The sequence below is a fragment of the Streptomyces sp. NPDC047049 genome (genome assembly GCF_040643995.1).
Classification (GTDB): Bacteria; Actinomycetota; Actinomycetes; order Streptomycetales; family Streptomycetaceae; genus Streptomyces; species Streptomyces mooreae.
Genome location: NZ_JBEYVM010000003.1, coordinates 662,282 through 674,359 on the forward strand (window position 1 = coordinate 662,282; position 12,078 = coordinate 674,359).

A 12,078-nucleotide genomic window follows, 5' to 3' on the forward strand; every position below is an offset into this window, starting at 1 on the left:
CCCCCTCACCCTTCTGCGGGTGAGGGGGGCTGTGTGCTGGGCGGGCGGGCGCGGTACGGCGCCGGGTGCCCGGCCCGCGCTCCGCGGGCCTATACATGCCGCGCTTGAGACCTTCCGCACAGATCCATGCAAGCCGCATGGTTTCAGCCAAGCTGGGAAAACGGCCGAAAGCCCAGGTGGGAAGGACCAAGGTCCCGGACCTGCGGAGCGGACCGCCGCGCGTTTCTAAGAAATCGCTCATGACTCGCTGTGCAACCCTTCCCGTCGACCTCCCGTCTGACAAGGAGCAACGGGCCGTGTCAGCACACAGCACGGCGGCGGCGAGGGGCAGCCGAGCGAATGAGAACTGAGGAGCAGATGGCGGACAGCAACGGGGCCGCGCAGACGGCCGAAAGCCGTGCCCGCGGCATACGTGCCACGGGCCGCCGGCGCAAGGGCCCGACCCGACGCCGCCGAGCAGTGACCATCACCCTGTGCACGCTGACCAGCGTCGTTCTGCTGGGTGGGGCCGGACTCGGCTACGTCTACTTCAAGCTCAACGGCAATCTGAAGGGCGTCGACATCAACGCCGCCCTCGGACACGACCGGCCGAAGAACGTCGACGACGGCTCGATGGACATCCTCGTCATGGGCTCCGATTCCCGCGCCGGCAAGAACGGGGAGTACGGCAAGGACGAGGGCGGCGCCCGCTCCGACACGGCGATGATCGTGCACGTGTACAAGGGCCGTAAGAAGGCCAGCGTGGTCAGCATCCCCCGGGACACCATGATCAAGCGCCCCGACTGCACCACCAGGGACGGCAAGGACGCCCCCGGCGCGCAGCGCGCGATGTTCAACACCGCGTTCGAGGTCGGCGGGCCGGCCTGCTCCGTCAAGACCGTGGAGTCGATCAGCGGGGTCCGGATGGACCACTTCGTCGAGGTCGACTTCACCGGCTTCAAGAAGCTCATCGACGCGCTCGGCGGGGTGGAGGTCACCACCAAGAAGCCGATCGACGACAACAACAGCCATCTGCACCTGCCGGCCGGCAAGCACACCCTGGGCGGCGAGCAGTCGCTCGGCCTGGTCCGCACCCGGCACGGCGTGCCCGGCGGCGACGGCAGCGACCTGGGCCGCATCCAGCTGCAGCAGACGTTCATCAAGGCCCTGATGAACCAGGTCAAGAACGTCGGGGTGCTCACCAACCCCACCAAGCTCTACGACATCGCCGACACGGCCACCAAGGCCGTCACCACGGACACCGACCTCAACTCGGTCAGCGAACTGACCGGTCTGGCCAAGAGCCTGGGCAACATCGGGTCGGACCACATCGACATGGTGACGATGCCGGTGACGTACGACCCCGCCAACCCGTCCCGCGTGGTGCCGCTGACGAAGAAGAGCGAGCAGGTCTGGGACGCGCTGCGCCAGGACAAGGACATCCCCAAGTCCGCGATCAAGGGCTCGGCCGGTGACCAGGGCGGCACGGACAAGTACGTGAAGTAGCCGGAAGGTGTGCGTTCCGGGGCCCGGCGGCCCCGGAACCGGCCCGGGGAATAGCCGCGGCCGTACCCCGGTTTTGGGAGATACGGCTAGTCCTGGCAGACTGGACCGTCGGCCCCGGTTCACGTGACGCAACCCGCAGCACGACCCGGTGCACTCCCGAACCTAGGAGAATCCCTTGAAGCGCGACATCCACCCGGAGTACGTCGAGACCCAGGTCAGCTGCACCTGTGGCGCGTCCTTCACCACCCGTAGCACGGTCGCCGGCGGCACCATCCGCGCCGACATCTGCTCCGAGTGCCACCCGTTCTACACGGGCAAGCAGAAGATCATGGACACGGGCGGCCGCGTGGCCCGCTTCGAGGCCCGCTTCGGCAAGGGCGCTGCAGCCGCCAAGAAGTAGCGACCCGCACGGCGCCGGTCTCCGGTCGCCCCTCCCCAGGGGTGACCGGACCGGCGTTTTGTCGTCCTGGCCCTTGGCTCCCGTACGGGGGGCCGGGGCCCGCGGCGCAGCCGCAGATGTGCCAGCGCCCCGGTACCCGGGTCACCACAGCAGCCAGTAGAGGAACCCCACGATGTTCGAGGCGGTCGAGGAACTGATCGGCGAGCACGCCGATCTCGAGAAGCGGCTGGCCGACCCCGCGGTCCACGCCGACCAGCGCGAGGCCATGCGGCTCAACAAGCGCTACGCGGAGCTCACCCCGATCATCGCGACGTACCGCGACTGGAAGCAGACCGGCGACGACACGGAGACCGCGCGCGAACTCGCCGCGGACGACCCGGACTTCGCCGACGAGGTCAAGGAGCTCGACGCCCGGCGCGAGGAGCTGACCGAAAAGCTGCGGCTGCTGCTGGTCCCGCGCGACCCCAGCGACGACAAGGACGTCATCCTCGAGGTCAAGGCCGGTGAGGGCGGCGAGGAGTCCGCGCTGTTCGCCGGCGACCTGCTGCGGATGTACCTGCGCTACGCCGAGCGGGCCGGCTGGAAGACCGAGATCCTGGAGGCCAACGAGTCCGACCTCGGCGGCTACAAGGACGTCCAGGTCGCCGTGAAGACCAAGGGCGGGGGCGGCGCCACCGAGCCGGGGCAGGGCGTCTGGGCGCGGCTGAAGTACGAGGGCGGGGTGCACCGCGTCCAGCGGGTGCCCGCCACCGAATCGCAGGGCCGCATCCACACCTCCGCGGCCGGCGTGCTGGTCACCCCCGAGGCCGAGGAGGTCGAGGTCGAGATCGGCCCCAACGACCTGCGGATCGACGTCTACCGCTCCTCCGGGCCCGGCGGCCAGTCCGTCAACACCACCGACTCCGCGGTGCGCATCACCCACCTGCCCACCGGCATCGTCGTCTCCTGCCAGAACGAGAAGAGCCAGCTCCAGAACAAGGAGCAGGCGCTGCGCATCCTGCGCTCCCGGCTGCTGGCCGCCGCCCAGGAAGAGGCCGAGCGGGAGGCGTCGGACGCCCGCCGCAGCCAGGTCCGCACGGTTGACCGCTCCGAGCGCATCCGTACGTACAACTTCCCGGAAAACCGCATCTCGGACCACCGGGTCGGCTTCAAGGCGTACAACTTGGACCAGGTGCTCGACGGCGAACTCGACCCGGTCATCCAGGCGTGTGTCGACGCCGACTCGGCCGCCAAGCTCGCCGCCGCCCAGTAGGCCGCAGGACCCGTAGCCCCAGCCCCAGCCCCGGCCCGGGCCCCGTCGCCGGGGCACCGCAGGCCCCGGCACCGCACAATGAAGACGCAGCGCACTAGGAGGAAGGCCCCGTGAACCTTCTGCTCGCCGAGGTGGCCCAGGCCACCCAGCGGCTGGCCGACGCCGGTGTGCCCTCGCCGCGCTTCGACGCCGAGGAACTCGCCGCGTTCGTGCACGGCGTCAAGCGGGGGGAGCTGCACCACGTCAAGGACGCGGACTTCGACGCCCGCTACTGGGAGGCCGTCGCCCGCCGCGAGGCGCGTGAACCGCTCCAGCACATCACCGGCCGGGCGTTCTTCCGCTACCTCGAACTCGCCGTCGGGCCCGGGGTGTTCGTGCCCCGCCCGGAGACCGAGTCGGTGGTCGGCTGGGCGATAGACGCCGTACGGGCCATGGACGTCGTCGAGCCGCTGATCGTCGACCTGTGCACCGGCTCGGGGGCCATCGCACTGGCCCTGGCCCAGGAGGTGCCCCGCTCGCGGGTGCACGCCGTGGAGCTGTCCGAACAGGCACTGGACTACGCCCGCAAGAACGTCGAGGGGTCCCGCGTCGTTCTCCATCACGGCGACGCGCTGACCGCGCTTCCCGAACTGGACGGGCAGGTCGACCTGGTCGTCTCCAACCCGCCGTACATCCCGCTGACCGAGTGGGAGTACGTCGCACCCGAGGCACGCGACCACGACCCCGAGCTCGCGCTGTTCTCGGGCCAGGACGGCCTGGACACCATCCGGGGCATCGAGCGGACCGCACACCGCCTGCTGCGCCCCGGCGGAGTGGTCGTCATCGAGCATGCCGACACCCAGGGCGGGCAGGTGCCGTGGATCTTCACCGAGGAGCGGGGCTGGGCCGATGCGGCCGATCACCCGGACCTCAACAACAGGCCCCGTTTCGCCACCGCGCGCCGGGCGACGCCATGACGCGTTCCGCTTCGGCGCCTGATGCAGCCGATGCATCCGAAGTATTCGTTTCGCACGAGGAGGTCCCGTAATGGCACGGCGATACGACTGCAGCGACGCGACCGACCGCACCACCGGTCTGCGCGAGGCCGCCTCGGCCGTCCGCCGCGGTGAGCTGGTCGTGCTGCCCACCGACACCGTCTACGGCATCGGTGCGGACGCCTTCAGCGCCGAGGCAGTCGGCGACCTGCTGGAGGCCAAGGGCCGCGGCCGCGGTATGCCCTCCCCGGTCCTCGTCGGGTCCCCCAACACCCTGCACGGGCTGGTCACCGACTTCTCCGAGCAGGCCTGGGAGCTGGTCGACGCCTTCTGGCCCGGGGCGCTCACCCTCGTCGCCAAGCACCAGCCGTCGCTGACCTGGGACCTGGGCGAGACCCGGGGCACGGTGGCGGTGCGGATGCCGCTGCACCCCGTCGCGATCGAGCTGCTGACCGAGTTCGGCCCGATGGCCGTCTCCAGCGCCAACCTCACCGGCCACCCGTCCCCGCAGGACTGCGACGCCGCACAGGAAATGCTCGGCGACTCCGTCTCCGTCTACCTCGACGGCGGCCCGACGCCCGCCGCCGTGCCCTCCTCGATCGTCGATGTCACCGGCAAGATCCCGGTGCTGCTGCGCGAGGGCGCGCTCAGCGCGGAGGAGCTGCGCAAGGTGGTACCCGAGCTCGAGGTGGCCAATTGATGGCGCCCCTGGGGCGTGGCATAGCGGGACCAGGCACCGGCACCCACCCCCCTGTACCCCCCTCACCCCCTTTTCGGATCCTCCACGTCAGCACCGGCAACGTCTGCCGCTCGCCGATCACCGAGCGGCTGCACCGCCGTGCCCTGGAGCTGCGGCTGGGCGACGCCCGCAGCAGCGGGCTGCTCGTGGAGAGCGCCGGCACCTGGGGCCACGAAGGCGCACCGATGGAGACCCACGCCGCGACGGTGCTCACCGACTACGGCGCCGACCCGGCCGGGTTCCTCGGCCGGGAACTGCTCGACGAGCACGTCATCCGCGCCGACCTGGTGCTCACCGCCACCCGTGACCACCGTGCCCAGGTCATCTCGATGGGGCACTCCGCGGGGCTGCGCACCTTCACGCTCAAGGAGTTCAACCGGCTGGTGCGGGCCATAGACCCGGCCACGCTGCCCGAGCCCGACCCGGATCTGCCGGACGGCGGGCTGGTCGAGCGCGCCCGCGCGCTGGTCGGTGCCGCCGCGGCGCTGCGCGGCTGGCTGCTGGCGCCCAACCCGGAGTCCGACGAGGTCTACGACCCCTACGGGGCGCCTATCACCTTCTTCCGCTCCATCGGCGACGAGATCAACCAGGCGCTCGACCCGGTCGTCACCGCCCTCACCGGGGTCCCGGCGCGGGCCTGAGGCCCCGTTCGCCCTCAGACCGGGGGAGGGGCCCTCAGCGGCCCTGTGCGGGCGGCAGGACCCGGTCGGCCCGCACACCGCGCCCGAACTCCCCGCCGCGCCTACATTGGGACTACGTCCCCGTACGAGGCCGGGAGCAAGCGATGCCTGCCACCACCGCGTCACCCCGTCACGAGACCGAGGCCGGCCCCCGGGCCGCCGAGCCCGCCGCCGGGGCGGCCGAGACCGCCGAGGACCGCGCACGGGCCGCCGCCCGTGACGCCGCCGCCCGGCCGGCCGGCGCCCCGGACTTCGCCGCCCTGCTGCACCAGGACCCCGAGATCGCCGGCGTACTGCTCGGGGAGAGCGCCCGGCAGAGCGACGGACTGCAGCTGATCGCCGCGGAGAACTTCACCTCACCGGCCGTCCTCGCCGCCCTCGGCTCCCCGCTGGGCAACAAATACGCCGAGGGCTACCCGGGGGCCCGCCACCACGGCGGCTGCGAGATCGTCGACCTCGCCGAGCGGATCGCGGTGGAACGCGCCAAGGCTCTTTTCGGCGCCGAACACGCCAACGTCCAGGCACACTCCGGGTCTTCGGCCGTACTGGCCGCCTACGCCGCCCTGCTGCGCCCCGGCGACACGGTCCTGGCCATGTCCCTCCCGCACGGCGGGCACCTCACCCACGGCTCGCCCGCCAACTTCTCCGGCCGCTGGTTCGACTTCGCCGGCTACGGCGTCGACGAGGAGACCGGACTGCTGGACTACGACGCGGTCCGGGAGCTGGCCCGTGCCCGCCGGCCCAAGGCCATCGTCTGCGGGTCGATCTCCTACCCGCGGCACATCGACTACGCCGCCTTCCGCGACATCGCCGACGAGACCGGCGCGTACCTGATCGCGGATGTCGCGCACCCGCTCGGGCTGATCGCCGGGGGAGCGGCCCCCAGCCCCGTCCCGTACGCGCACGTGGTGTGCGGAACCACACACAAGGTCCTGCGCGGGCCACGCGGCGGGCTGATCCTGTGCGGCGCGAAGCTGGCCGAGCGCATCGACCGCGCGGTGTTCCCCTTCACCCAGGGCGGCGCCCAGATGAACGCGGTCGCGGCCAAGGCCGTCGCCTTCGGCGAGGCCGCCACACCCGCCTTCGCCGCGTACACCCATCAGGTCACCGCCAATGCCCGCGTGCTCGCCGGGGCACTGGCCGCACAGGGCCTGACGGTCACCACCGGTGGCACCGACACCCATCTGATCACCGTCGACACCGCTCCCCGCGGCCTGGACGCCCGCACCGCCCGGGGGCGGCTGGCCGCCGCCGGGATCGTGCTGGACACCTGCGCGCTGCCGTGTGCCGAGGCCCCCGACCACCTGGCGGCCCGTCCGGCCGGCCTGCGGCTGGGGACCGCCGCGGTGACCACACAGGGGATGGGCGAGGCGGAGATGACGGCGGTCGCCGAGCTGATCGTGGCGGCACTGGAGGAGGACGGTACGGCCCGTTCCAGGACCGTCGCTTTGGTCCATGGCTTTCCGCCTTATCCCGATCGCGGGTGACGGGGGAACCATCCGCTGACGCCAGGCGTCTATTCCTGTATTCACGGCCAGGGGGCTGACACGCATAGGGTGTGGGGCTGTGATGGCCAGCTATACCAATGGGGCAGCCCGTGCGTGAATACCTGCTGACGCTGTGCGTCACGGCCGCGGTGACCTACCTGCTGACCGGGCCGGTACGGAAGTTCGCGATCGCGGCCGGTGCGATGCCGGAGATCCGCGCCCGCGACGTGCACCGCGAGCCGACACCGCGGCTCGGCGGTATCGCCATGTTCGGCGGGCTGTGCGCCGGTCTCCTGGTGGCCTCGCACCTGACCAACCTCAAGAGCGTCTTCGAGAACTCCGACGAGCCCCGGGCGCTGCTCTCCGGCGCCGCCCTGATCTGGCTCCTCGGCGTCCTGGACGACAAGTGGGGCGTGGATGCCCTGGTCAAGCTCGGCGGCCAGATGATCGCCGCGGGTGTGATGGTCCTGCAGGGCCTGACGATCCTCTGGATCCCGATCCCCGGCGTCGGCACGGTCTCGCTGACCCCCATGCAGGGCACCCTGCTGACCGTCGCCCTCGTCGTGATCACCATCAACGCGGTGAACTTCGTCGACGGCCTGGACGGCCTCGCCTCCGGCATGGTGTGCATCGCCGCCGCGGCGTTCTTCATGTACGCGTACCGCATGTGGTTCGGCTACGGCATCGAGGCGGCCGCGCCGGCCACGCTGTTCTCGGTCGTCCTGATGGGCATGTGCCTGGGCTTCCTGCCGCACAACATGCACCCGGCGCGGATCTTCATGGGTGACTCGGGCTCGATGCTGATCGGCCTGGTGATGGCCGCGGGCGCGGTGTCGGTGACCGGCCAGGTCGACCCGGACCTGCTCAATGTGAAGGCGGGCGGTCTGCGTGAGGCGACCCACGCGATGGTGCCGGTCTACATCCCGCTGCTGCTGCCCCTGACGGTCATCGCGGTGCCGGTGGCCGACCTGGTCCTGGCGATCGTGCGGCGTACGTGGAAGGGCCAGTCGCCGTTCGCGGCCGACCGCGGGCACCTGCACCACCGGCTCCTGGAGATCGGGCACTCGCACAGCCGGGCCGTTCTGATCATGTACTTCTGGTCGGCCCTGATCGCCTTCGGCGCGGTCGCGTACTCGGTGAACAACGCCAGCATGTGGATCGTGCTGGGCATCGTGCTGCTGAGCGCGGTCGGACTGGTACTGCTCCTGCTGCCGCGCTTCACCCCGCGCACGCCGCGCTGGGCGGAGTGGATGGTCCCGCCGCGCTACCGCCGGGTCTCCCGTGCAACCGCTCCGGGGGCGCCGGCCGCGGAGTGGGACGAGGAGAGCGTCACCGCGCCGCAGGAGGAGCGGGAACCGGTCCCCGCGGGCATCAACGGCGCCACCGCGATCGGCGACCGCTCACGCTTCGTGGAACACCGCAGGGCGGACAGTCACCACTGATCCGCACCGTCGGTCGCCCGAACGTGCTACAGGAATCGGGTCGGTTGACCCCATACCAGACATAAAGCTGGCTGTCCGTGCACCAACGCGCAGGTTCACGCTCAGGTGTGACAGGGTCCACACGAACCAGGTAAAGACCTCATCAAATAGTTTGTGATACCGTTCACGAAACCCGGCGATAGAGCCGAAGGGCCGTAGTGCGACTGCCCTTGGGCCGCAGGTTCCGCCTCAGGCCGGGTCTACGCTCGTCCATGACGACACACCCCACATCTTTTGCCGGAGCGCCGCCATGCAGTCGAATGACGCCCGACTACTCCTTCACGCCGTTGTGCCCACCCTCGCCGCCGGCGCTGTCGCCGTTGCCGTGAGCGGAGCGGTCGCAGGCGTGGCGGGAGCACTCGGCGCCGTCATCGGCACGGTGCTGGTGCTGCTCGTCATGGGGGCCGGCCTGGTCGTCCTGCAGAAGACGGCGAAGAACCACCCGCAGTTGTTCCAGATGATGGGGCTGCTGCTGTACACGGTGCAGATCCTGTTCGTGGCGGTCTTCCTGATCGCGTTCAAGAACACCACCTTCTTCGACACCAAGGCTTTTGCCTTCACGTTGCTCGGCGCCACCCTCGTATGGATCGCGGCACAGACCCGCGGACATATGAAGGCGAAGATTCTGTACGTGGAACCCGACTCCGCCGAGCAGAAGAAGGCGGAGACGGCGGGGTCGCCGACGTGACACGTAGGGCCGAGATAAATGCCCTCTTGCGGGCCTGCTATCGTCCGGTTTCAACTGCGGCACAGTTGGCGCAGGCGGCTGAGCTCCCGGGTTCCACTCGATGGAACGGGCAGTTCTCGCGGCCGATGCCTGTGATGTGGCCGGGCCCCATGCCCGCCAGCCGCCCCCTAATCCGTAAGACCAGTCCAGTGCCGCTCCGTGGCTCAACGCCGCGCCGACACAACGAGGTTGCCGTACCCATGCGCCACGCTGAAGGAGCTCGCGGTGAGTGCTGAAACGATGCTCGCCTTCGAGACCGACTGCCACATCTTTTCCGGGTGCGGCTTCCCTGCTCCCGGGCTTCATTCGTTCGTCTTCAAGCCGCTGTTCACCATCAACGGCTTCGAGTTCAACAAGATCATGCTGCTGGCGCTGCTCAGCACCGTCGTGGTCGTGTGGTTCTTCTGGGCGGCGTTCGGCAAGGCCAAGGTGGTCCCGGGCAAGCTGCAGATGATCGGCGAAGCGGGCTACGACTTCGTACGCCGCGGGATCGTCTATGACGCCCTCGGGAAGAAGGAGGGCGAGAAGTACGTCCCCTTCATCGTCTCGCTGTTCTTCTTCGTCTGGATCATGAACCTCTGGTCGATCATTCCGGTCGCCCAGTTCCCGGTGACGTCGGTCATCGCCTTCCCGGCCGGTCTCGCCGCGATTGTCTACATCACGTGGGTCACCCTGACCTTCAAGAGGCACGGCTTCGTCGGTGCGCTGAAGAACTTCAGCGGCTACGACAAGTCGCTCGGCCCGGTCCTGCCGATGCTGATCGTCATCGAGCTCCTCTCGAACCTGGTCATCCGGCCCTTCACTCACGCGGTGCGGCTCTTCGCGAACATGTTCGCCGGTCACCTCCTGCTGCTGATGTTCACCATCGGCACCTGGTACCTGCTGAACGGCATCGGCATCGTCTACGCCGGCGCCTCGTTCATCATGACCATCCTGCTGACCGCGTTCGAGCTGTTCATCCAGGCCGTCCAGGCGTACGTCTTCGTGCTCCTGACCGCGAACTACATCCAGGGCGCGCTCGCCGAGCACCACTGAGCCCCCGCTTTCCCAGCCCCATAGACGCCCGGTGGCCAACCCCCACCGGTCCGTGAAAGAGAAGGAAGTAACGGCATGTCCGCTGCTCTCGAGACTGTCAACCTCGCCGCCGGCGTCACCGGCAACCTCGGCTCGATCGGTTACGGCCTCGCCGCGATCGGCCCCGGCGTCGGCGTCGGCATCATCTTCGGTAACGGCACCCAGGCCCTGGCCCGTCAGCCCGAGGCTGCCGGCCTGATCCGCACCAACCAGATCATGGGTTTCGCCTTCTGTGAGGCGCTCGCCCTGATCGGCATCGTCATGGGCTTCCTCTTCAGGACCTGACGGACCGCTGCAAACCCCCTGACCGACGGAAGGCATTGATGTGAACGCCCTGGGCTTCAACATGGCGGCGGAGGTTCCTCAGAACCCCCTGATCCCGCCGATTCCAGAGCTGGTCATCGGCCTGGTCGCTTTCTTCATCGTCTTCGGCTTCCTGGCCAAGAAGCTCCTCCCGAACATCAACAAGGTTCTGGAAGAGCGCCGGACGCTCATCGAAGGCCGCATGGAGGAAGCCGAGGCGAATCAGGCCGAGGCTCAGCAGGTGCTCGCGGACTACCGCGCACAGCTGGCCGACGCCCGCCACGAGGCCGCGCGACTGCGCCAGGAGGCGCAGGAGCAGGGCGCGACGCTCATCGCTGAGATGCGCGCCGAGGGCCAGCGGCAGCGCGAGGAGATCATCGCTGCCGGTCACGCCCAGATCGAGGCGGACCGGAAGCAGGCTGCGCAGGCGCTGCGCCAGGACGTGGGCAAGCTCGCCGTCGACCTGGCCGGCAAGCTCGTCGGGGAGTCCCTTGAGGACCACGCCCGGCAGAGCCGGACCATCGACCGCTTCCTCGACGACGTCGAGGCCAAGGCGGCGTCCGACGCGACGAAGGCTGAGGCCGGACGATGAACGGAGCGAGCCGCGAGGCACTCGCCTCCGCACGCGAGCAGTTCAACGCGCTGACGGATGACACGTCCGTCGACGCCGCGAAGCTCGCCGAGGAGCTGGCTGCCGTCACCGCTCTGCTCGACCGCGAGGTGTCGCTGCGTCGGGTCCTGACCGACCCGGCGCAGGCCGCCGAGGCGCGCGCCGAACTGGCCGGACGACTGCTGGGCAACCAGGTGGGCGGCCCGGCCGTCGACCTGGTGTCCGGCATGGTCCGCGCCCGCTGGTCGGGTTCGCGTGACCTGACCGACGCGCTCGAGGAGCTGGCCTACAGCGCCGACCTCGTCGCCGCGCAGCGGGCCGGCCAGCTCGACGACGTCGAGGACGAGCTCTTCCGGTTCGGCCGCATCGTCAGCTCCAACGGTGAGCTGCGCGGTGCGCTGACCGACCGGAACGCGACGGTCGCGGCCAAGACGGAGCTGCTGCGTGCGCTGCTGGGCGGCCGGGCCAACCCGGTCACCGAGCGCATCGTCATCCGTCTTGTCGTACAGCCGCGGGGCCGTAGCCTGGAAGCGGGGCTCGACGCCCTCTCCAAGCTGGCGGCGAGCCGCCGGGACCGGATGGTCGCGGTGGTCACCTCCGCGGTGCCCCTCAGTGAAGGGCAGCGGCAGCGCCTGGGCGCTTCCCTGGCGCAGCTGTACGGACGGCAGGTCCACCTGAACCTCGACGTGGACCCCGAGGTCCTCGGCGGAGTCCAGGTCCGGATCGGCGACGAGGTCATCAACGGAACCATCGCGGCGCGCCTCGAAGAGGCGGACCGGCGGATGGCCGGCTGACCCAGCCACACCAACTCAAGAGCTGCACAACCGGCGGTCGGACGCCGGACCAGCCGGCCGGACCACGCGGTC

13 protein-coding genes are annotated in these 12,078 nt (G+C 69.8%); all 13 read left to right on the forward strand.

Annotation, left to right across the window (positions count from 1 at the left end; genetic code table 11):
* Window positions 1–357: 357 nt before the first annotated feature.
* The 13 genes from ABZ851_RS10895 (at window position 358) to ABZ851_RS10955 (ending at window position 12,006) form a co-directional block, all read left to right on the forward strand.
* Window positions 358–1,485, forward strand: coding sequence for an LCP family protein (locus ABZ851_RS10895; protein WP_361124968.1), 1,128 nt, complete (start codon window positions 358–360; stop codon window positions 1,483–1,485).
* A 175-nt stretch (window positions 1,486–1,660) separates the two neighbouring features.
* A complete protein-coding gene (rpmE, locus tag ABZ851_RS10900; protein ID WP_086716401.1) occupies window positions 1,661–1,885 on the forward strand; it encodes a 50S ribosomal protein L31 in 225 nt (74 codons plus the stop codon).
* A 172-nt stretch (window positions 1,886–2,057) separates the two neighbouring features.
* Window positions 2,058–3,137: a peptide chain release factor 1 gene (gene prfA / locus ABZ851_RS10905; protein ID WP_088800040.1), complete on the forward strand. Its 1,080-nt coding sequence runs from the start codon at window positions 2,058–2,060 to the stop codon at window positions 3,135–3,137.
* Between the two features lie 110 nt (window positions 3,138–3,247).
* Entirely contained in the window at window positions 3,248–4,093 is an 846-nt protein-coding gene (gene prmC / locus ABZ851_RS10910) for a peptide chain release factor N(5)-glutamine methyltransferase (protein WP_088800042.1), read from the forward strand.
* Between the two features lie 70 nt (window positions 4,094–4,163).
* Complete coding sequence (locus ABZ851_RS10915; protein ID WP_088800044.1) at window positions 4,164–4,811, forward strand: L-threonylcarbamoyladenylate synthase; 648 nt, start codon at window positions 4,164–4,166, stop codon at window positions 4,809–4,811.
* Window positions 4,811–5,491 carry a protein-tyrosine-phosphatase gene (locus ABZ851_RS10920; RefSeq protein WP_361124759.1) on the forward strand — a complete coding sequence of 227 codons (681 nt, stop codon included), beginning with the start codon at window positions 4,811–4,813 and terminating at the stop codon, window positions 5,489–5,491. Before ABZ851_RS10915 ends, ABZ851_RS10920 begins: the two co-directional genes overlap by 1 nt.
* Before the next feature lie 143 nt (window positions 5,492–5,634).
* Window positions 5,635–7,017: a serine hydroxymethyltransferase gene (glyA, locus tag ABZ851_RS10925; RefSeq protein ID WP_361124761.1), complete on the forward strand. Its 1,383-nt coding sequence runs from the start codon at window positions 5,635–5,637 to the stop codon at window positions 7,015–7,017.
* A gap of 98 nt (window positions 7,018–7,115) precedes the next feature.
* The gene (locus tag ABZ851_RS10930) at window positions 7,116–8,459 is read left to right on the forward strand and encodes an MraY family glycosyltransferase (RefSeq protein ID WP_361124763.1); all 1,344 of its coding nucleotides are present in this window, start codon (window positions 7,116–7,118) and stop codon (window positions 8,457–8,459) included.
* 289 nt (window positions 8,460–8,748) lie between these two features.
* Entirely contained in the window at window positions 8,749–9,186 is a 438-nt protein-coding gene (locus tag ABZ851_RS10935) for a hypothetical protein (protein ID WP_361124765.1), read from the forward strand.
* A gap of 279 nt (window positions 9,187–9,465) precedes the next feature.
* Window positions 9,466–10,260, forward strand: a complete 795-nt coding sequence (atpB, locus tag ABZ851_RS10940; RefSeq protein WP_311622721.1) for a F0F1 ATP synthase subunit A — start codon at window positions 9,466–9,468, stop codon at window positions 10,258–10,260.
* A 75-nt stretch (window positions 10,261–10,335) separates the two neighbouring features.
* Window positions 10,336–10,584, forward strand: coding sequence for an ATP synthase F0 subunit C (gene atpE, locus ABZ851_RS10945; protein ID WP_190839367.1), 249 nt, complete (start codon window positions 10,336–10,338; stop codon window positions 10,582–10,584).
* A 40-nt stretch (window positions 10,585–10,624) separates the two neighbouring features.
* Complete coding sequence (locus ABZ851_RS10950; protein ID WP_311622646.1) at window positions 10,625–11,194, forward strand: F0F1 ATP synthase subunit B; 570 nt, start codon at window positions 10,625–10,627, stop codon at window positions 11,192–11,194.
* Window positions 11,191–12,006, forward strand: coding sequence for a F0F1 ATP synthase subunit delta (locus tag ABZ851_RS10955; protein ID WP_361124768.1), 816 nt, complete (start codon window positions 11,191–11,193; stop codon window positions 12,004–12,006). The genes ABZ851_RS10950 and ABZ851_RS10955 overlap by 4 nt, the downstream gene beginning before the upstream one ends.
* The last annotated feature ends 72 nt before the right edge of the window (window positions 12,007–12,078 follow it).